General features: G+C 41.3%; 21 protein-coding genes and 1 pseudogene. 20 read left to right on the top strand and 2 right to left on the bottom strand.

What is annotated here, in order from left to right; translation table 11 throughout:
* The first annotated feature begins 89 nt into the window (after positions 1-89).
* The 14 genes and pseudogenes from AAEM60_RS16490 to AAEM60_RS16425 all read left to right on the top strand — a co-directional run.
* Positions 90-1403, top strand: a complete 1314-nt coding sequence (locus tag AAEM60_RS16490) for a folylpolyglutamate synthase/dihydrofolate synthase family protein (protein WP_341356682.1) — start codon at positions 90-92, stop codon at positions 1401-1403.
* 108 nt (positions 1404-1511) lie between these two features.
* On the top strand, positions 1512-3224 hold the full coding sequence (locus AAEM60_RS16485; protein ID WP_299738792.1) for a sensor domain-containing diguanylate cyclase: 1713 nt from the start codon (positions 1512-1514) through the stop codon (positions 3222-3224).
* 261 nt (positions 3225-3485) lie between these two features.
* A complete protein-coding gene (locus AAEM60_RS16480; protein ID WP_341356681.1) occupies positions 3486-4544 on the top strand; it encodes a hypothetical protein in 1059 nt (352 codons plus the stop codon).
* Between the two features lie 25 nt (positions 4545-4569).
* Complete coding sequence (locus AAEM60_RS16475; protein ID WP_341356680.1) at positions 4570-6228, top strand: ATPase, T2SS/T4P/T4SS family; 1659 nt, start codon at positions 4570-4572, stop codon at positions 6226-6228.
* Between the two features lie 14 nt (positions 6229-6242).
* Positions 6243-7280: a type IV pilus twitching motility protein PilT gene (locus AAEM60_RS16470; RefSeq protein ID WP_299738786.1), complete on the top strand. Its 1038-nt coding sequence runs from the start codon at positions 6243-6245 to the stop codon at positions 7278-7280.
* Positions 7281-7282: 2 nt separating this feature from the next.
* Positions 7283-8494 carry a type II secretion system F family protein gene (locus AAEM60_RS16465; protein WP_299738784.1) on the top strand — a complete coding sequence of 404 codons (1212 nt, stop codon included), beginning with the start codon at positions 7283-7285 and terminating at the stop codon, positions 8492-8494.
* A gap of 117 nt (positions 8495-8611) precedes the next feature.
* Complete coding sequence (locus tag AAEM60_RS16460) at positions 8612-9001, top strand: type II secretion system protein (RefSeq protein ID WP_299738781.1); 390 nt, start codon at positions 8612-8614, stop codon at positions 8999-9001.
* 1 nt (position 9002) lies between these two features.
* Positions 9003-9749: an A24 family peptidase gene (locus AAEM60_RS16455; RefSeq protein ID WP_299738779.1), complete on the top strand. Its 747-nt coding sequence runs from the start codon at positions 9003-9005 to the stop codon at positions 9747-9749.
* Positions 9750-9770: 21 nt separating this feature from the next.
* Positions 9771-10742 carry a pilus assembly protein PilM gene (gene pilM / locus AAEM60_RS16450; protein WP_341356679.1) on the top strand — a complete coding sequence of 324 codons (972 nt, stop codon included), beginning with the start codon at positions 9771-9773 and terminating at the stop codon, positions 10740-10742.
* Positions 10726-11343 carry a hypothetical protein gene (locus AAEM60_RS16445; protein ID WP_341356678.1) on the top strand — a complete coding sequence of 206 codons (618 nt, stop codon included), beginning with the start codon at positions 10726-10728 and terminating at the stop codon, positions 11341-11343. The genes pilM and AAEM60_RS16445 overlap by 17 nt, the downstream gene beginning before the upstream one ends.
* The gene (locus AAEM60_RS16440; protein WP_299738775.1) at positions 11340-12110 is read left to right on the top strand and encodes a hypothetical protein; all 771 of its coding nucleotides are present in this window, start codon (positions 11340-11342) and stop codon (positions 12108-12110) included. Before AAEM60_RS16445 ends, AAEM60_RS16440 begins: the two co-directional genes overlap by 4 nt.
* A gap of 103 nt (positions 12111-12213) precedes the next feature.
* Positions 12214-13191, top strand: coding sequence for an SPOR domain-containing protein (locus AAEM60_RS16435; RefSeq protein ID WP_299738773.1), 978 nt, complete (start codon positions 12214-12216; stop codon positions 13189-13191).
* A gap of 189 nt (positions 13192-13380) precedes the next feature.
* On the top strand, positions 13381-13953 hold the full coding sequence (locus AAEM60_RS16430; protein ID WP_341356677.1) for a Maf family protein: 573 nt from the start codon (positions 13381-13383) through the stop codon (positions 13951-13953).
* A 28-nt stretch (positions 13954-13981) separates the two neighbouring features.
* Positions 13982-14404 (top strand): annotated as a pseudogene (locus tag AAEM60_RS16425) (UPF0758 domain-containing protein); the annotation flags it as partial.
* Positions 14405-14425: 21 nt separating this feature from the next.
* Here the strand turns inward: AAEM60_RS16425 and AAEM60_RS16420 are convergent.
* Together AAEM60_RS16420 and AAEM60_RS16415 are read right to left on the bottom strand one after the other, a co-directional pair.
* Positions 14426-15847, bottom strand: a complete 1422-nt coding sequence (locus AAEM60_RS16420; protein WP_341356676.1) for a recombinase family protein — start codon at positions 15845-15847, stop codon at positions 14426-14428.
* A gap of 19 nt (positions 15848-15866) precedes the next feature.
* A complete protein-coding gene (locus AAEM60_RS16415; protein ID WP_341356675.1) occupies positions 15867-16523 on the bottom strand; it encodes a LexA family transcriptional regulator in 657 nt (218 codons plus the stop codon).
* Positions 16524-16705: 182 nt separating this feature from the next.
* Here AAEM60_RS16415 and AAEM60_RS16410 point away from each other — a divergent pair, with 182 nt between their 5' ends.
* From AAEM60_RS16410 to AAEM60_RS16385, 6 genes are all read left to right on the top strand, one after another.
* Positions 16706-16933: a helix-turn-helix transcriptional regulator gene (locus AAEM60_RS16410; RefSeq protein ID WP_341356674.1), complete on the top strand. Its 228-nt coding sequence runs from the start codon at positions 16706-16708 to the stop codon at positions 16931-16933.
* A gap of 13 nt (positions 16934-16946) precedes the next feature.
* Complete coding sequence (locus tag AAEM60_RS16405) at positions 16947-17075, top strand: hypothetical protein (RefSeq protein ID WP_341356673.1); 129 nt, start codon at positions 16947-16949, stop codon at positions 17073-17075.
* Between the two features lie 119 nt (positions 17076-17194).
* Complete coding sequence (locus AAEM60_RS16400) at positions 17195-17347, top strand: hypothetical protein (protein WP_341356672.1); 153 nt, start codon at positions 17195-17197, stop codon at positions 17345-17347.
* 33 nt (positions 17348-17380) lie between these two features.
* The gene (locus AAEM60_RS16395) at positions 17381-17515 is read left to right on the top strand and encodes a hypothetical protein (RefSeq protein ID WP_341356671.1); all 135 of its coding nucleotides are present in this window, start codon (positions 17381-17383) and stop codon (positions 17513-17515) included.
* 100 nt (positions 17516-17615) lie between these two features.
* Positions 17616-19136 carry an AAA family ATPase gene (locus AAEM60_RS16390; protein WP_341356670.1) on the top strand — a complete coding sequence of 507 codons (1521 nt, stop codon included), beginning with the start codon at positions 17616-17618 and terminating at the stop codon, positions 19134-19136.
* A complete protein-coding gene (locus AAEM60_RS16385; RefSeq protein WP_341356669.1) occupies positions 19136-19732 on the top strand; it encodes a hypothetical protein in 597 nt (198 codons plus the stop codon). Before AAEM60_RS16390 ends, AAEM60_RS16385 begins: the two co-directional genes overlap by 1 nt.
* Positions 19733-19779 lie beyond the last annotated feature (47 nt).

Genomic DNA, 19779 nt, shown 5'->3' with positions numbered 1-19779 from the left:
TCTGATTGTTATGGGGAGATCCTCTTCAGCAATCAGATCCGATTAGAGCCCTTTTTCTAATGAAACCTAAAAGAGGGAGTGAATAATAATTGTTAACCTATGATAAAGCCGTTGAATGGATACACTCAAGACTCAGACTTGGAATCAAACCGGGTCTGGAGAGAATGCAGTGCTTGTTAGAGAAGCTTGGAAACCCTCATGAAAAGCTCAAAACCGTTCATATCGGGGGAACAAACGGTAAGGGATCTACTGTAACCTATTTGCGAAACATATTACAGGAAGCAGGGTATTCTGTAGGCACCTTTACTTCTCCATACTTTGAACGTTTTAATGAAAGAATCAGTATCAATGGAGATCCTGTTTCAGATGAGGACTTAACTTTTCTTGTGGAGAAAATAAAGCCCATTGCCGAGAGCATGGAACAATCAGAATGGGGAAGTCCTTCTGAATTCGAGGTCATTACAGCCATGAGCTTTTATTATTTTGCCGAAATGAAACCGGTCGATCTCGTCCTTTATGAGGTTGGACTTGGTGGAAGACTCGATTCAACGAATGTCATCACCCCGATGGTTTCAGTCATAACGAGTATCGGCCTTGATCATATGCAATTTTTAGGAAGCAGATTAGAAGACATCGCCTATGAGAAAGCCGGTATCATCAAGCGTTCCGTTCCTGTCATAGCAGGGGTCCACCAAAAAGAAGCGGCGGATGTGATAAAAGGTAGAGCATTAGAAATGGATAGCGATCTATTTGAACTTGGAAAGGATTTCTCAGTGGAACGTCTTTCGATCCTTGAAAAAGGTGAAAAATTTTCCTATCATTCACCTTCTTTACATGAAACGTACGAGCTTGCGATGATAGGTACTCACCAAATGAACAATGCCGCACTTGCCATAAAGGTAATTGAGCTGCTTTCTGAAGAGCATGTCATAAATGTAGAAGGAACACACATAAATGCTGGATTGAAAAAGTCATCATGGCCGGGGAGGATGGAACTCCTTTCAGATAAACCTGAAATATACATCGATGGTGCTCATAACCCTGAAGGAATTAGCGCCTTGGTGAAAACCATACAGGATCGCTTTATGGAGAAGAGGGTGACGGTTCTATTTTCCGCATTGAATGACAAAGACTTACGGCCGATGATTTCTCATCTTGAAGAAGCAGTGGATGCGATCGGGTTCACGACCTTTGACTTTCCAAGAGTGGCATCAGCTGAAGAGCTTTACGGATTATCTTCCCATCCTGATAAGGTTAAAGTTTCTCGTTGGAAAGAGTTTCTTCAAGAGAAGATCCCGGGGCTGAAAGAAAATGAAGTACTGCTCATAACAGGTTCTTTGTATTTTCTATCTGAGGTAAAACCATATCTTCTGAATGAATTAAAAAATTACAGAAAAAAGTAAGTGACTTTATCGAACGGCTTTGATAAAATATTCATAAACTTGTGACTATTTAACTAGTATAGTATCATAGGACTATATTAAATCGAACGGAACCTTTGGAGGATAGACATGACATTATCAGTAAAAAAGAAGCTGTACATATTGCTGGCCTGGCTAGCCGTTGTACCTGCTGGATTATATTTTACTTATCGCTACTATCCTCCTGAAAATATTGCAGGAAATGAGCTGGAGCTTTTAACCTTAGTGGCTTTTGCCACCTTTATCCCACTCATGCCCATTGTGATAAATGGTGCCACCATTTTCTTCATCCAGTGGGTGACCCTCGTAGGGTTTATAAAGTATGGATTATTTATTGAGATCGTCCTCATGCAATTCTCTATTATCCCATTGCTTATCCGGCTCAGGCTGGCCAAAACCGATTGGCATAGAATTCCCTTGAATTCAGTGATGTTCTTTCTTGTTTCATTAGTGAGCGGCCTCATTTATTTTCTATTCGGTGGAGAAGTCGGATTAAAGGGTATCGGTCAATTACTATTTCCGATACTCAGTTATCAAATCGTTTCGATTATGATCAATCAAATTCTTCTTTTAATGTATCAACGCTATGTAGTGAACAATGATGTCCGTTTTTACAGCAAGGATTTCGTTTGGGACTTTACCGCAAATATGATCATGTTCCCTCTCTCATTATCTCTCTATTATTTAACGTTTGAACTGGGAGCCTTCGCTTCTCTATTGATCGGTATCCCTTTTGTGAGCTTATCGATCATTTTAAAGCTCTATAACTCTTCTGAAAAAATCAATGAATACCTTCAAAAAGCGGGTGAAATCGGTCACCAATTAACCGAAAGCCTGAAAGTAAAAGAAGTGCTTGATATATTCATCGAGAAGATCATCGAGACCCTCCCGGTTGAGTATGCATATATCCTTGATTGCCAGGAAGAGGAACTTGTCCTCTTGAGGCGTGTTGAAAATGGAGAAATGAAGTCGAATAACCTGCGTCCATTAAAGAAAAACCAGGGGATCAGCGGTGTAGTATGGGAAACCGGCAAGTCCGTGCTCTACACTTCACGATCTGAATGGACCGATATCGCTGAAGGGTATATGCCTGAGGGAGTGGAAAGTGTTTTGTGCGTACCCATTGTAAGAAGTCAAAAGGTACGAGGGATCCTTCTATTGGCCTCTTCCAAAAAGAAAGCCTATGAAAAGTATCAATTGATGATTGTCGATATTTTATGTTCCTATTTAGGCGTGGCAATCGCAAATGCAAGACACCATGAACGGACAAAGAAAAACAGTGAAAGATGTGCCCTGACAGGACTATACAATTACCGATATTTTGAAGATCTCCTGACGCTTGAATTCAATCATCTCGATGTTGGGAAAAGACAAAGTCTATCACTCATTATGCTCGACCTGGATCACTTCAAGGTGATTAACGATAACTATGGCCACCAGAGCGGGAATGAAATCCTGATTGAACTTGCCGAACGCCTTCGTACCCTTATCGATTCAAGAGGTACAGTTGCGAGATACGGAGGGGAGGAATTTGTCATCCTTCTTCCGGATGCGAAACGGGATGAAGCACTCCTGCTTGCTGAGAATGTCAGAGGTGCTATTGCCAATGAACCCTTCACTCTCCATGACAGCCTGGACGAATCCAACAAACGAATGATGGTCCGGATCACCGCAAGCATTGGAGTCTCAACCGCACCGGAAGATGCCGATGATACACTTGCTCTTATCCGCCATGCGGATCGGGCACTTTATACGGGTGCGAAGCAGGCTGGACGGAATCGGGTGGCTCAGTATGTGAAATGAATTCGGAAAACACCTTCCTACTTGTGGAGGTGTTTTTTTTGAACGAAAACTATGACTTTTATTCTATTTTTTTCTATTTGTAGCAAATAGTAGCTTTCCATTTACAACTGTATATACTAAAATAGTAGTAGTCGAATTTTGTTAATTTTCATCGAATTATACTTCTAAGTTCCTCCTTCAACAAAGTTTAAATCAGTTTACATCCTTTCTTCAAAACATCTAAAAAACCTATAAGGAAAAAGAATAAAAGGGGCATCTGTGATGAGTAAAAGAACACCTTTTACAAAGCTATCCGTATTTTTAGTGTTGTGCAGCATAGGTTTATTCAGTTTTGCTCATCTGGGTGCTTTGGCCTATGATCGCTTCCTATCACCGGCTCAACCTGTTTCCGGCAGCGAGAACAAAGATGTTGCGGGTCCTTCTGATCAAAATCCAGAACACAAAAGTAAGAGCGAAGCTACCATTGAAACCATTTCAGAGATCAAAGTCGATGGTCTACCATTGACACCAGGGCTTCAGCAGTTTATTGATACGAACCCTGAGATTGAAATAAGAGGGGCCTCACCGTTCTCCTTACTGGAGTTTATTGAGGGGGAAGGATTCACTGGAGCAACTGACCAAGATCTTAGCACTCTCGCTTCATATCTTTATGAGCTGATACTGCCGACAAACTTTGAGGTGATTGAGAGAAATCAGAGCAGGGAGCTTCCTGATGGTACTGAATTAGGGATGGAAGCTTATGTAAATGAAGAACAGGGTAAGGACTTTATTTTTTCAAATCCTAACAGTGGGTCTTATACGATCACCCTTCAGTGGCAAGGAGATCTGCTTTCCATCTCACTAAAGGGCGCAGAACTTCCGTATAGGGTGACGGTAGAGCGAAGGGACAAGCTGGTCTTTAAACCGAAAGTGATCAAGCAATACAGTCCATACTTACATACAGGTGAAGTAATGGTAACGAAAGAAGGCCGAAACGGAATGCAGGTTGAAGTATGGAGGAGCTTTCAGACAATGAAGGGTGAATTTCTCAAGGAAGAAAAGGTATCAGAAGACTTTTACCTTCCCGTTCATAAAGAAGAGTTACATAGTATGAAAGATTATGTGGCAGGGAAAGCGGTCGATGTTTCAGAGGTGGATGAAACGAGTTCTGAGGTTGAAGAGCATAAAACCCGGGACAGCTCAGTGCCTCAAGAAAGTCCATCTAATCAAGAGAAAGATGAACAGTCGGATTCACCTGACAATGCAAATTCCCCTTCAACGAAACAGAACTCCAATGCTTCTTCTTCTGAAGAGGATCTTCCTTTGCCCGATATGAAATAAGAAAATGACAGTTAGGTGGAATGGCATGGCACAAGAGCGGAAACGTTTAGGCGATTTATTAGTTGAATCAGGTTTGTTAACAGAAGAAAAGCTTCAAACGGCTCTCAAAGAAAAGGGGATCGATCAGAGGCTGGGAGATGCGATTTTACAAAAAGGATACATTACAGAACAGCAGCTGATTGAAGTGCTGGAGTTTCAATTAGGCATTCCTCATGTCAGCTTATTTCGATACCCGTTTGATCCCAAGCTGTTTCATTTGATTCCAAAAGAAGTGGCAAAACGGAATTTAATCATCCCACTTAAAAAAGAGGGAGATAAGCTGTTTGTAGCCATGGCTGATCCAATGGATTTCTACACGACCGAGGATCTGCGATTATCCACTGGCTTTTATATTGAGACGTCCATCGCAACAAAGGACGATATCCTTCGGTCAATCAGTAAGTATTACGATATGGATGAAAGCTTTGAAGAGTTAAAAGGGGTGGGGAATGAGCGTCATCCATTAGAGGATGAAGCACTGACAGATCAGGACTCTCCCATCGCCAAACTTGTCAATCAATTGTTATCCAATGCCATGACGCAAAAGGCGAGCGATATCCATATCGATCCTCAGGAAACAAAAGTACATATTCGCTATCGGGTGGACGGCATTTTGCGGACTGATCGCTCTCTCCCTAAGCATATGCAAAGCATGCTGACGGCCCGCATCAAAATCATGTCTCAATTGGATATCACGGAGCACAGGGTACCTCAGGATGGAAGGATCAAAACGAACATCGATTTTCGTCCGATTGATTTAAGGGTCTCGACCCTGCCGACGGTATATGGAGAAAAAATTGTCCTTCGTATACTGGACCTGAGTTCATCGTTAAATGACCTGGGGCAACTCGGCTTCAACAGTTTAAACCTTAAACGATTTCAAGATTTGATTGATCGCCCGACCGGGATCGTCCTTATAACGGGCCCTACTGGTTCAGGTAAATCTTCTACTTTGTATGCAGCCTTGAACAAGCTGAATAGTGAAGAGGTCAATATTATTACGGTTGAGGATCCAGTTGAATATCAATTGGAAGGGGTTAACCAAATTCAGGTGAACACCAATGTCGGCCTTACTTTTGCTACAGGTCTCAGGTCCATCCTAAGGCAGGACCCCAACATTATCATGGTAGGGGAAATCCGTGATAGAGAGACGGCTGAAGTAGCGATACGAGCTTCACTGACGGGACACTTAGTTCTCAGTACGATCCATACGAATGATTCCTTAAGCACGGTAACACGCCTTATAGATATGGGGGTCGAGCCCTTTTTGGTTGCGACTTCTGTAAGCGGCATTGTCGCTCAACGTCTTGTTCGAAAAGTGTGTCGGGATTGTGCACAAGAAGAAATCCCTACAGTGAGGGAGAAAGAAATCTTTGGTCGCAGAGGAATGACAATCGAAAAGGTCATTCGTGGCAGAGGATGTGCCTCGTGCAATATGACAGGCTATAAAGGAAGAATGGCCATTCATGAAGTACTGGTCGTAAACGATGAAATGAAGAGAATCATCATGAATAATGAATCCCTTTCCACATTAAGGGAAGTTGCCAATAATCACAAAACCATTTTTCTTTTGGATGATGGATTGTTTAAGGTGAAGCAGGGATTGACCACGACAGAGGAAATACTGCGTGTAGCAATAGAGTAAAGAAGGTGTATGACTTGAAGGAACGGATAGATCATCTATTACGGGAGGCATTTGAATCAAAGGCCTCTGATATTCATTTAACGATAGGATCAGCCCCTGTTTTCCGAATTCATGGAGACTTAAAGAGATATGGGCAGGATGTGCTGAAGCCGGAAGATACAGAGCAAATGGCAAAAACCATTGTTCCCGAGCATTTATGGACGGAATTCAAGGAACGGGGGGAAATGGACTTTTCTTATGCCCTCCCAGGTGTCTCACGGTTCCGTGTGAATGCCTATTTTCAACGTTCTTGTATTTCGATTGCATTACGTGTTGTGCCCAGAAATATTCCGACCCTGGAAGAACTAAAGCTCCCCCCTGTGATAATGAAGATAGCAGAAAAGCATCAAGGGTTGGTGTTGGTGACGGGCCCGACCGGAAGCGGAAAATCGACGACGCTTGCTTCGATGATTCATTATATGAATCAGACGATGAGAAAGCATATCATTACGCTTGAGGATCCGATAGAGTACTTACATAAGCACGGTTCTTCCATTATTGATCAACGGGAAGTCGGGTTTGACACAAAGTCCTTTGCATACGGATTGCGAAGTGCATTGAGGCAGGATCCCGATGTCATTCTGGTAGGAGAAATGCGCGATCTGGAAACCATTCAAACAGCCATTACAGCAGCTGAAACCGGTCATTTAGTCCTGGGGACGCTGCATACGTCCAGTGCCGTTTCGACAATCGAACGGATTATAGATGTATTCCCGGCTGAACAGCAATCCCAGGTCCGGGTTCAGCTTGCAACGGTTCTGCAGGGAGTGATTGCTCAGCGCCTCCTGCCTACAGTTGATAAAAAAGGCAGGATTGCTGTCTCGGAAATCCTCCTGAATAATTCAGCGGTTGCGAATCTTATCCGGTCTGAAAAGATTCATCAAATTCCCACCATCATGCAAACTTCTAAAGCGCAGGGAATGGAGCTCTTTGAATCGAATGTCAGCAGATATCTACACGCCGGTATGATTTCGAAAGAAGTGGCCTCTCCATTTCTTCAGGAGAACCGTTAAAGATGGGCAGATTTAAGTATGAAGGACGAGATAAAAAAGGGAAGAAAAAAGGCCAGGTCACGGCTGCTACCAAAAAAGAGGCAATGCTCCGGCTGAAGAATCAAGGCATCCGCATTATTTCAGTGGAGGAAATTCCAGAGACACTTTTAACGAAAGAAATTACTTTGGGAAACCCTGTCAAGCTTCAACATATGGTGATTTTTCTCAGGCAATTCTCTACTCTATTGAAAGCGGGAGTCACAGTCGTGGACGCGACCCGCATTCTAAGCAGTCAAACAGATAGTAAAGCCTTAACGAAAATACTTATAGACGTTGAAATAGAATTGAAAGAGGGACATCCCCTTTCAGATGCATTCGGCAAGCATAAGAAAGTGTTTGAGCCCCTCTTCATCAATATGCTGAAAGCGGGGGAAGCAACGGGGAGTCTGGATGAAACCCTGGAAAGACTTGGAGATCACTACGAAAAGCAGCATGGAACCCGGCAAAAAGTGATCGCGGCCCTTTCTTATCCTGCAGTTGTTGGCGTGATCGCCATTGGGGTTGTCATCTTCTTACTAGCAGCTGTCGTGCCGACTTTCGTGGATATGTTTGACGATTTCGGGGGAGAATTACCGTTAATCACGAGATTCGTCCTCGGTGCCAGTGAAACAGTGCAGCGTTTTTGGTACCTTCTTTTATTCCTTGTCATTCTCATGATCACAGGCATTGCAGTGGTAAGACAGAGAAAAGAGTCGAAATACTATTTGGATTACTTCTTACTGCGTATCCCACTATTCGGTAAACTACTCCAAAAAGCGGTTTTAGCCCGAATGACAAGGACATTGAGTTCCTTATTCTCAAGCTCGGTTCCCATCCTTCAGTCGTTGGCTATCGTCGAACGGGTAGTGGAAAATGAAGTCATTGCGGCAGTTCTCAAAGAATCGAGAGAATCACTTGAAAAAGGCGGAACGTTAACGGAACCCATGAAAAAACACTGGGCCTTTCCGCCCCTGGTCTCACAAATGATTTCCATCGGAGAAGAAACAGGATCACTTGATAGCATGCTTTCCAAGGTGGCGGATTTCTATGAGAAAGAAGTCGAAAACTCTACAGATCAACTTAAAGCATTAATAGAGCCACTCATGATCGTTCTATTGGCGGGACTGGTCGGGACGATTGTAACGGCCATCATGATCCCGATGTTTGAAATATTTAACAATGTGCAGAATTTCTAGCAATTATGATAAATATTTACATATTTAGACTTATATTTTATTTTCTGTGTTGTATAATATAGGTAGATTAAAAGAGTACTAAAGTACTACAAAAGGTTATGGGGAGGAAATGAAGAAATGTTGAAGAAAATGAGAAAAATGTTGAAGAATGAGAGAGGTTTGACACTGGTTGAGCTTCTTGCTGTCATTGTTATTCTTGGTATTATTGCGGCGATTGCTGTGCCGAGTATTGGTTCTATTATTAATAAGAGTAAGGACGATGCAGTTGTAGCTGAGGCTATTCAAATAATTAGTGCCGCTAAACTGGCACATGCTTCGGATTCTGAAGCTAAATCTTGGGACGAAGTGTCTTTAAGTAGTTATTTATCAAATGTAGACGATGCTGAATTCGATGTGGTTTATGAAAACAACGTATACAAAATTAAGGGACACCCTGCACAAAGTATAGTTACGGGGGCGGTAGCTACTGAATTAACAGAAAAAGAATTAACTGAAGCCGCTAAATAGTATGATTGCAATTATCATCACCATCTACGCACTCCTCCTAGGCTCCTTCTACAACGTAGTAGGCCTGCGGGTGCCGTTAAAGAAATCCATTGTAAAGCCAAGGTCGAGCTGTCCGTATTGCAGTCATCAACTGACTGCCCTCGAGCTGCTTCCTGTCTTTTCTTATCTCATTCAAAAGGGGAAATGCCGCCGGTGTCAAGGGCGCATTTCTCCTTTATATCCGTTTATGGAAGCATTGAATGCCAGTCTATTTGTCCTCGCGTATCTTGAGTTTGGATTCGTATGGGAGCTGCTTGTCGCATGGACGCTCATTTCATTGTTCGTCATCATTACCGTTTCTGATTTGAAATACATGGTCATTCCGGATAAAGTACTACTATTTTTTGCGGGGATTTTTTTGTTGGAACGTCTGTTTATTCCGTTGACCCCGTGGTGGGATAGTCTGGTCGGTGCCGCTGTTGGATTCGGGCTCCTTCTTCTGATCGCCATCGTCAGTAAAGGCGGCATGGGTGGAGGCGATATCAAGTTATATGGAGTCATCGGCTTCGTTGTCGGATTGAAGGTCATGATCCTGTCCTTCATGCTGGCAACCTTCTTTGGAGCGATCTTTGGCTTGGTTGCACTGGCATTCAAGGTCATTGAGAAAGGTAAACCGATTCCCTTCGGTCCGTTTATCGCTTTAGGGACCATCCTTGCTTATTTGTATTACGATGCCATCCTATCCGCATATCTATCGTTTTTCTATTAATGTAAAGAAAGGGTTCATTCCATGGGTTTATTATCGTTTCTCTCTAGCAGCAAAAAAACATCCAATATCGTGTTCACAGACAATTTCATCCGCTTTCTAGAGTTGAAGCAGACTTCGCCACTAGTTGTTCAGGCATGTGGGGAACGCTCCCTTCCGGACGGAGTCATTAAAGGTGGAAGGATCATGGATGAACAAACTCTATCATTTATATTGGAAGAATGTGTAGAGGAGTGGGGAATTAAAGGAAGATCGATGCGATTTGTCGCACCTGATCCGTTTGTCGTGTTAAGAAAAGTGAGGATTCCCCTTGATCTGAAAGAAGATGAAATAGAGGGATACTTGTTTTTAGAAATTGGTACTAGCATTCATTTGCCTTTTGAAGATCCCGTTTTTGACTATGCTTTGTTAGATGAAGTGGAAGATGGTAGAGAGGTCCTTTTAATCGCATCCCATCAGGAAGTGGTGGATAGCTACAAAGATGTGCTGGAGGATGCGAAATTAAAGCCCATTGTTGCAGACATTTCACCCCTCTCTCTTTACAGGTTATCAGTAGAGCAAAGATCCGTTTCACCACATGAGCATACAATGTTCCTGCATTTTGATGAGAGATTATTAACCATCTCCATTTTCCGAGAGCATAAACCGATCTTTACTAGACCGATTGTGTTAGAGCAGGAAAATAAGAACGTATTGATTGAAGAGCATCTCGCTTGGAGAAATGTCGAAGATGCGTTCAGTGAAATAGAGAAAGTGATGAACTTTTATCAGTATTCACTCCACAAAGGAGATTTCTCTGTTGAACGGGCTCTCATTAGTGGTGATCATCCGAATATACGTCAGATTGAAATGTATATAAAGGAAAGACTTAGTATCCCCGTCGGCTTTCAACGTCTGGAAGGGATCCACACTGTGGATGGCGGGAAGATATCCGATAAGTTTGCCATAGCTTTGGGTCTGGCGCTAAAAGAGGTGCAATATGTTGAATCTCATTGATATTAACCTATTGCCGGAAAAAGAAAAGAAGAGTGCTGTGTTTGTATCCAGTATCGCTATCATTCTTTTAGTATTTTTTGTTGTATGTCTCTTCTTCTTTTTCTCCCTTCGAAGCGTTCAATCGGAAACGGAAAGAACGATTGAAGGTATCTCACAAACGAAAAAAATCATTGAAGTACAACAAAGGAAATTGCTTGATTCAGAGTCTTCCCAAGGAGCAAGGGAGCTTAAGGAAACAATTGAATGGATGACAAACTATCCAATCGAGACAGTTCCTGTACTCAACGAGCTGATCTCGTTACTGCCTCCCCGGGGATTCATTCAGACCTTTGAATATAGTGAAAGACAATCAATTAATGCTTCCATACAATTTGATTCATCCCGGGAAGCAGCCTATTATCTGCATCATTTAAAAGGTGTAGAGTGGATTAAAGAAGCAGAAATCCTTGAGATCACGACAAACAATATGACCGGTGAAGATATGGACTGGGATGAAAGTGGAGTGGTCCCCAGGTATCTGGCTGATTTTTCAATTTCCCTTGATTCTGTAAAACTTCAACAGTCAGATGACACCTCCTTAGAAGAGGAGGTCGAGGAATGATGTCAGCAGTGAACAAAAAAGAAAGACTGCTTTTAATAGGAATTACGTTAGCGTGCCTATTTACCTTGTTTCTCTTCTATTTCTTTGTCTATTCTCCCCCAAAAGACAGGCTGAGGATCAAACATGAGGAACTGAAAACAGAACAAAAGATTTTAGCAGCAATTGAAACCAAGACATCTCAAATTGAAAACCATTCATACAGGGATACTAAAAGTCTGCAAGGGCAAATTCCAGTCGATCCGCTAACAGAACAGCTCATCCTTCAGTTTGAAAAAGTAGAGGTCCTGTCTCAAAGTACGATTCAATCTATGAGCTTCGCGAAGGAAGATTTCCTGTTTTCCAGTGAAGAAAATGAAGATCCCGCCTTGGGAAATGGAGGAGAACCTTCAGATGAGAAAGTGATGGAAAAGGACACTTCTTCTGTAAAGAGATTACAAATCACCATGACGGTTGAATCAGAAAACTATTTTGCAATGGAGAAGTTCATTGGTGAACTGGAAAATCTTGAACGAATTGTAGAAATCAATCAACTTGTGTTTGAGGGAAGGGAAGAAATGAGTCCTGTCCAGGATGGCAGGGAGCCCGAACCTCTAACCTATCAACTAGTGGTCTCTGCTTTTTATTTACCGGAGCTTACAGATTTGCAAGACAGTGTGCCGTCCATTGACAGTCCGCCCCCTTCAATGAAGAAGAATCCTTTTATTCAATATACGAATCCTGCCGAAGAAGGATCCATTACAACGAGTGACGGTGACGCTGAAAACTGAAAAATTTGACGAAAACCTATTAGGACAAGACGACAAAAGTCTTGTTCTTTTTTCTATTGTTTGTGATAGCATGGAAAAAAATAGATGAAGGAGGGTGGCGGTGATGGATAAAAGAAGAGGGAATGATAAAAAGATTTCTATTAAAATTAATGGTGAAAAAACAAATTTTGAAGAAGATCTTCTTGTTTATGATTGGAAGTTGGGGGAATCTGAAGCGGCAGCCGGGGAAGAGGCGGAAGACAATGGGTTCGACTGGATCCTTCCAGATGATGAGGAAGCCCAACCTCCTAAGGAATACAAAAAAATCAATTATGTGTCAGGGAACAAAAAGAAGCGAAAGTCTTTCAAAAATCCTTTTCAGGACTCTGTTAATCTTTTAATGTCGATAATTGGCGCGGTTGTGGTGGGAGCAGTGTTAGGGTTTGGCACGCTTAAAGTCATTACGACAACGGATGGACCTTCTGTACCGGCGGCAACGCTGCAAGACAGTACAGCAGAAGGAAATACGGAAGGAAAGCAGGCGGTATCTGCTGTTGAATTACAGGATTTCTCAACGTCGATCCTTCAAGGCGGTGTGTTTTCATCAGAGGACTCATTAAATGCCATGAAAGACAGCTTGGCAGGGAAAGGTTTTGCCAGTGCCAGCGTGGAAAAGGATGGACAATTCTTTCTCTTATTGGGTGTTTCGGGAGATCTTGAGACAGCCAAAAAACTGGGAGGAGAATTGAAAGGTCAAGGGCTGGACGTATATGCGAAAGACTTTGTCCTTGGAGCAAAGGGAATAAACGCTTCGAGTGAAGAAGAAACCTTTCTGGAAAAAGGTAATGTCCTTTACAACACTATAGCGGAGGAAAGCAGCAAGGGAATGTTCGGCGGGTCTCCTGACGAAACCGCAATTCAAACCATTCAATCCGGAGTAAAGGAATTGGAAGGGATCAAGGTAGGACAAGAGTCCGTCGCTTCCATGAAAAAATCCCTGGTCAATGCAGGGAATCTTGCAGCAGCGATGAAGTCCCCGGAGGATGCCCAAAAAGTCCAGGAAGAACTATTATCCTACCTCCAACTTTACAGCGGATTATAGTTTCGACTGAATTAGACTATTTTCTAGGAAATAATCCTTTATGCAATATAGAGCCTCTCTCTCTCATTATGTCAGATATATGCCTGCTGACATAAGAGTGCGGGCTCTATTTTTACTTGTTTAGGGAGGAGGGATTTGGTAGTATAGTCATGTATCTCCCAATTTTTACTCTGAAAGGAATGGTATGGTGTGTCCAACCTCATACTCGCTTCACAATCTCCTCGTCGAAAAGAACTTCTACAACAAATCCAACTCTCTTTTTCCGTCATAAGCTCTACTGTAGATGAAACCTTTTCATCTGATTTATTGCCTCATGAAGTCGTGATGTATCTTGCACAGAAAAAAGCAAAAGAGATAGCGAATCAGCACCCCACCCATTATGTGATCGGTTCTGACACCGTCGTAGCTAAGGATGGACAGATCCTAGGAAAACCGGAATCGAAAGAAGAAGCGAAGGAAATGCTGAAGATGCTTTCAGGTTCTACCCATGCTGTCTACACAGGCGTTGCGATCCTTAATGGTGATGTGGAGAAACTTTTTTATGAAAAAACGGATGTTACGTTTTGGGAGTTGACCTCTAAAGAGATTGACGACTATATTGCATCGGAAGAGCCTTTTGATAAAGCTGGTTCATACGGTATTCAAGGGATCGGAGCGAAATTTGTCAAAGCAATCAAAGGCGATTATTTCTCCGTCGTCGGTTTACCCATCTCACGAGTGAATCGTGTTTTACTTGAAATGGGCTATCTTCAAAGAGAATGACTCCCGAGTGTAAGAAAAGGAGGAACCAATGGTAAAAACAAAACCCCAGCACGAAGAAAACAGGCTGATGATCCGGGATTTCCCTCAAGACGAGAGACCCCGGGAAAGACTGATTCAAAGTGGTGCAGCCAGTCTATCCAACCAGGAGCTGCTGGCTATTTTACTCCGGACCGGAACAAAATCCGAGTCTGTTCTTCAACTGGCCAACCGGCTGCTCAATCATTTTGACGGATTGAATCTATTAAAGGATGCTTCCCTGGAAGAGATTACGAAAACGAAGGGGATCGGTCTTGCAAAGGCAGTTCAAATTATGGCTGCTGTTGAATTTGGTCGAAGAATCAGCAACTTAGCCTTTGATGACAGATATAGCATCCGCTCCCCGGAAGACGGAGCCAACTATGTGATGAACGATATGAGATTTTTGGCCCAGGAGCATTTTGTCTGTATGTACTTTACATAAATACAGGCAATTTTAATAATAAGAAACCCCAATTACTTCAACGTTTGTCTCATGTTTTTCAAAATGGATACTTTTAATGAAGGTGTTTAAGAATTGGTGTTTTTCACGCGGGGTAAGTTTAGACCAGTTACGGTTGAAGTTAGTTACAATTTGGTTTATATGCTCTTGATCTACTTCGATTGGTGCTGGGGCCAATTGTTCAAGTGAACTTTCTAATTCATTTAGAGATTCTTTTGTTTCCCTCATTCTTTCCTCGAATTCCTCATCGGTCATCAGGTCTTTTCCCCAGGCTTTTTGGTACTTCTCGCGCTGCTTCTTAATTATAGATATTTGTTTAAGGTACAATTCTTTCTCGTCATTGCCTTTTTCCTCAAGCTTAGGAGTAGCATCGAAGGAGATTTTCTTCATATAATCCACAAATGCCTTATCTATCTTCAACTCACTTACCCCAATAGGCTTTCTTTTGTTAAGAGCACAAGCTTGGCATCTATAATGATTATTTTCAGTAAGTCCTCCATCTTTCTTTCTCTTGTATACTGATCTTTCACTGGTTAAGTGGTTTCCGCAATTAGGGCATAATAATTTCATCTGGTAAATGAAAAATGAGTTTACCTTACGTTTCTTTTTCAGTTGACGTTCTTTCAATAAATCTTTAACTTGATTATGCTTTTTCTCTGAAATTATTGGCTCATGTGTATTTTTTATTATTTCCTCTCTCCATTTTGTTGCACCATACAAAGCCGGATTAGTCAAAATTCCCTTTACAGAAGTTATATGCCATTGATAACCTCTTACTGGTTTAGCTCCGGTATTGTCCATATATAATGCCAATTGTCTAAGAGAATATCCTTGCTCCAGTTTCTTTATCATATCGATTATTATTTCTTTTTCACTTTTGTTGATCACTAAGACATCATTCTGATCTTTATCGTATCCAAATGGAGCCTTGGCACTATACTTACCTTGTCGGGCTTTTTCTATCTGGCCCATTCGAACCCGTTCACCGAGATTTTCTCTCTCCCATTGAGCCATTGCAGCTACAAGGGTAATGAACATTCTTCCCATTGCAGTCGTTGTATCATATACCTCAGTTGCAGACTTAAATTTACAATTATTTTTTTCGAAAACGTCTAATAGCTGGTAAAGGTCAAGTACAGATCTTGTTAAGCGATCAAGTCTATAGACCAAAACAGTATTAATGTGACCCTGTTTAATGTGTTCCAGCATCAGTTGCAGTTGAGGTCTTTGAGTGTCTTTCCCCGATATACCCTCATCCACATAAAATTTATATGAATCCCAGTCATGTATATGGCAGAATGCTTTTAATTTTTCGCGCTGTGCCGAAATTGAAAATCCTTCTCTTGCCTGTTCTTCTGTTGAAACTCTTATGTAGATACCAACATGGTTAAGTATTTCTTCATTAGAACTTTTCATCTTTTTTCTCCTTTGATTATTAGAAAGTAATAACGGTGCGCTTCAATTTACCTAAGATTTTGACGTTACTATTCTTACCGACAACAATTGGAGGGTATTTTGAATTCTCACTTTGTAGAACAAGTGATCCATCAGAAATATGAACCCTTTTTAATACAGCTTCACCATCTATATAGACTGCTGCAATTTCACCATTTTCTACTTCGTTTTGGATTCTGATCAATAGAAGATCTCCATCTTGGATACGAGCATTGATCATACTATCTCCTTTTGCTTTTAAGTAAAAATATTCTCCACCATTCAACCAGGACTTAGGTGTGTCTTCGTAGCCTTCAATTTCTTCATAAGCAATTACACCATTTCCACAGCTAATAGCACCAACAATAGGAATTTGTTTAAATTGCTGGCTCTTTACTTTGTATTCCTCTGGCTCTTCATTAACCATTGAACTTCTAAAGCTAGGATCTATATCAGATTTCTGAACGTTTAAAGCATTTGATAATTTTTCAACATTTCCAGGATTAATAAGGGTGCGGCAATTTATATAATCAGATAATGTGCTTTTTGAAATGCCGGATTTTTCACTTAATCTAATTTGGGTTAACCCTTGTTCTTTCATAAATTTTTTTATATTCTCAGAAATTTTCTTTTTTAAAGGCATGTCACGATCAATCATCTTAGTTACCTCCTTAATATAGTATCCTCATTTTATCCGAAAAAACACGGAAAGTAAAGAAAATATCCGAAAAAAATCGAAATAAATAAGATAAACGTTTTTAATTTCCGGAAAAACTCGGTTGACAGTCCGAGAAAAATCGGATATTCTGTTAATACATTACATATAAGGAGGTGAATTACTTGTTAAAGATTACCTTGAAAGCAGCAAGAGTCAACTCCAATTTGAATTTAGTGGAAGCGGCAGAAAAGTTTGGGATCAACAAAGACACACTTTGGAAGTACGAAAGAGACTCCACTAACGTTCCAAGAACTTTCTTTATCCAAATTGAAGATGTTTATGGCATTCCGGTAGATAATATTTTTTTTGGCGATGTGTCCGAGTTTTTTCGGAATAAAAGTACCGCATAAAGGAGGGGCGCTAATGATGGCTCCAGAAGAACAACCAAGTGAAGAAATCAAATTAAAAATGCTTGAGTTTTTCATGAAGACCTCTGTTCCTCGTATTCTCGAAGAGGAACAGAGGGAACAGGAAGAAGCATTAAGTGCATAACCATTGAGCTAATAAGCTCACTTCTTTTTACCATAAATGCGAAATTTGGTGATTTCTATTAGGAATATAAAGTTTTATAGATTCATATGATGAAAATTTTCTCAAAGGAGATGGAAGAAATGAATTTCACATTTTCAGCAAGTCGTTTGATGAAGGCCGGTGAAGTCAGGGAGCTTTGTAAGGAGATGCGTAATAATCCGACATTGTTGTTGGCTGTTGAGGTTAAAGCAAGAAACAAAATGAATCAAATGAAATTAGTGCAGTCAGCTTAATCGTGATCTGGAATCTTGAAAGGTGGTGAGAAGATGAACGGGTACCTCGACGATCAGGGAGAGGTTATTGAAATTACATGGGAGCAATACCAGTTCTTCCTATGGAATGGTTTCCCAAAAGGGGTGGCAATTCTAAAGGCACCGGCAGCTCCTGAAAATGAAAAATGACCCGTGCTGCAACACAGGTCATTAAATCAAAGTGATTCTCCAATTTATGCACTTAAATTGTACTCGAATCACTCCATAAAATCAAATGGAGGTTTAACACATGCAAATCGCTTTTAAAACACTAGCGCTTGAAAATTTTAAAAATCATAAATCAGTCACAGTAAATTTTGGTGAAGTTACTAATATCCAAGGCCGTAATGGTGCAGGGAAGTCCTCAATCGGAGACGCAATCTCCTGGGTACTATTCGGGACGGATATTTCAGGAAGCAAGCTGGATCCCCGGCCAATTGATTCAGGGGCAGGGACCGAGGCGAAAGTAGAGTTAATTGTGTGTATCAGTGGCAAGGATGTATTGTTCGGTCGGACTCAGAAAAAAACGGCTAAGTATTTCATCAACGAGGTTCCTAAAAAAGCAACTGAGTTCAATGAGTTTTTAGAAGGTCAATTTGACAAAAACCTTTTCTTATCTCTGTTCAATCCTGGTCACTTTTTCACTCAGCATTGGCAGGATCAAAGGGGGCAATTACTGCAGTATGTGAGTGAGCCTTTGAATAAAGAAGTACTTGCTGAATTGTCGAAGGTTGACAGGGACCGACTTGAAGAACCTTTGAAGAAACATTCACTTGAAGATTTGGATAAACTTCATCGTGAAAAAGTGCGGTCCAATGATAAAGCATATGAAAGAGCAGCTGAGCGTGTTGTAACTCTTGAAGAACAAATGTCAAAGCAAAGTAATAAAGGAGACGATGTTAAACACTTCAAGAAAGAGATTGAGCTTCTACATAAGAAGCGCACTGAAATCGATGAAGAGAATGCAAAGGTCCAGAAGAGCATTATTGAGCGTAATCGCCTAGAGGGACAGATTGATAATTTGACTTCTCAGGTGGCTAATCAAAAGGCTCTAGTCCAGGGCATTAAAGATGAAACAGTCAAGGAGTTATGTTCCACTTGCGGCCAACCTTTGGACGAGTCGGCCATTCAGAAAGTAAAGGAAGACAGGGTGAAGAGATTCAACAGAGAGGTGGCAAAAGGACAAGATCTTGTTAAAAAGGTGAATGAGTTGAAAGGAAAGCTTGCTGAGCTACCGGATCCAGGTGAAATTAACCGTGCTGAGTTAAATGACATTGAAGATAAACTGATGCAGCTACAAATGGCAATCAGGGATTCAGAGCAATCAGCGAACTTGGAATCCGATCACAAGGGTTCACTGGATAAGAAGGAAGCCCTTCGGAAGGAATTGGTCACATCAAAGGCCATTGTGGACGCTATCAAAGAATTCAAGTCCAAGCGATCTGAACTAATGGTCAGCAAGGTTGATGAACTATTCACCACAATCTCGGTCAAACTCTATGAAACTCTCAAGAATGGTGAAGAGAGAGCGACATTCGAAATTGAGATGGATGGTAAGCCTTACAGCAAGCTTTCAACGGCTGAGAAGATAAGAGCCGGATTGGAACTAATTGAGGTGCTGAGCAAACAGTCTAAGGTAATTGCACCGACATTTGTGGATAACGCTGAGTCGATTTTGAACTTTACCGCGCCGGCTGGTCAGCTGATTGTGGCCAGGGTTAAGGATGAGGATCTAAATATAAAAACTGTAGAAACAGAAGGTGATAAATAATGGCGAATGTAAAAATCGAGTTGGAACTTGATTGGTTAAATGAAGATGAATCATTAGATGAGGCAATCAAAGAGCAAGTAATTGCGAATCTCCAAAACAGATTAATCAAAAATGCTGAGAATCAAATCGCTGAAAAACTAAATACTCAACTTGCTGAGATTGCTGATCGTGTTACTTCAAGTTTCATCGAAAAGACTCTTGAAACTAAAATTGAAGATCTGCAAATCCCACATAAGACTAATAGCTGGGGCTCAGAGGTTGAATATATTCCAATCAGTCAATACATCGGTAAGAAGTACGAAGCACACCTTACCAAAAAGTTGCTTGATGAACATGGACGGGAAGCTAAATACAACAGTGATGCGAGGCTATCGATTAGTGAATATTTCATAAATAACTATCTTGCTAAGGAGTTAACTGGAAAAGTAAGTGCCATGATTCAAACGGCTCGTAAGGATGCAGAAGAAACCATTGTTAAGGCTCTGGAAAATAACCTGAAAGAGCAGTTGTCGGTGGACATTATCGAAAGACTCAATATCCCCAAAATGCTTGAGAGCTTGCAAAATAAAGCTGCTGAAATTGATACCAAAGAATAAGGTGGCCAGTATGAAACAACCAATAAACATTTGCACTAATTCAAACT

Source organism: Rossellomorea sp. y25, assembly GCF_038049935.1.
Taxonomy (GTDB): domain Bacteria; phylum Bacillota; class Bacilli; order Bacillales; family Bacillaceae_B; genus Rossellomorea.
The sequence above is the reverse complement of the archived record's forward strand: the minus strand, read 5'-3'. Positions and strand labels throughout refer to the sequence as shown.

Bases quoted from the DNA above. Each gene is read 5' to 3' on its own strand.
- AAEM60_RS16435 (WP_299738773.1), top strand. From the start codon at position 12,214: ATGGATAAAAGAAGAGGGAATGATAAAAAGATTTCTATTAAAATTAAT.
- AAEM60_RS16390 (WP_341356670.1), top strand. From the start codon at position 17,616: ATGCAAATCGCTTTTAAAACACTAGCGCTTGAAAATTTTAAAAATCAT.
- AAEM60_RS16475 (WP_341356680.1), top strand. From the start codon at position 4,570: ATGGCACAAGAGCGGAAACGTTTAGGCGATTTATTAGTTGAATCAGGT.
- pilM (WP_341356679.1), top strand. From the start codon at position 9,771: ATGGGTTTATTATCGTTTCTCTCTAGCAGCAAAAAAACATCCAATATC.
- AAEM60_RS16440 (WP_299738775.1), top strand. From the start codon at position 11,340: ATGATGTCAGCAGTGAACAAAAAAGAAAGACTGCTTTTAATAGGAATT.
- AAEM60_RS16445 (WP_341356678.1), top strand. From the start codon at position 10,726: ATGTTGAATCTCATTGATATTAACCTATTGCCGGAAAAAGAAAAGAAG.
- AAEM60_RS16460 (WP_299738781.1), top strand. From the start codon at position 8,612: ATGTTGAAGAAAATGAGAAAAATGTTGAAGAATGAGAGAGGTTTGACA.
- AAEM60_RS16485 (WP_299738792.1), top strand. From the start codon at position 1,512: ATGACATTATCAGTAAAAAAGAAGCTGTACATATTGCTGGCCTGGCTA.
- AAEM60_RS16385 (WP_341356669.1), top strand. From the start codon at position 19,136: ATGGCGAATGTAAAAATCGAGTTGGAACTTGATTGGTTAAATGAAGAT.
- AAEM60_RS16395 (WP_341356671.1), top strand. From the start codon at position 17,381: ATGAACGGGTACCTCGACGATCAGGGAGAGGTTATTGAAATTACATGG.
- AAEM60_RS16400 (WP_341356672.1), top strand. From the start codon at position 17,195: ATGAATTTCACATTTTCAGCAAGTCGTTTGATGAAGGCCGGTGAAGTC.
- AAEM60_RS16455 (WP_299738779.1), top strand. From the start codon at position 9,003: ATGATTGCAATTATCATCACCATCTACGCACTCCTCCTAGGCTCCTTC.
- AAEM60_RS16480 (WP_341356681.1), top strand. From the start codon at position 3,486: ATGAGTAAAAGAACACCTTTTACAAAGCTATCCGTATTTTTAGTGTTG.
- AAEM60_RS16420 (WP_341356676.1), bottom strand. From the start codon at position 15,847: ATGAAAAGTTCTAATGAAGAAATACTTAACCATGTTGGTATCTACATA.
- AAEM60_RS16415 (WP_341356675.1), bottom strand. From the start codon at position 16,523: ATGATTGATCGTGACATGCCTTTAAAAAAGAAAATTTCTGAGAATATA.
- AAEM60_RS16405 (WP_341356673.1), top strand. From the start codon at position 16,947: ATGATGGCTCCAGAAGAACAACCAAGTGAAGAAATCAAATTAAAAATG.
- AAEM60_RS16465 (WP_299738784.1), top strand. From the start codon at position 7,283: ATGGGCAGATTTAAGTATGAAGGACGAGATAAAAAAGGGAAGAAAAAA.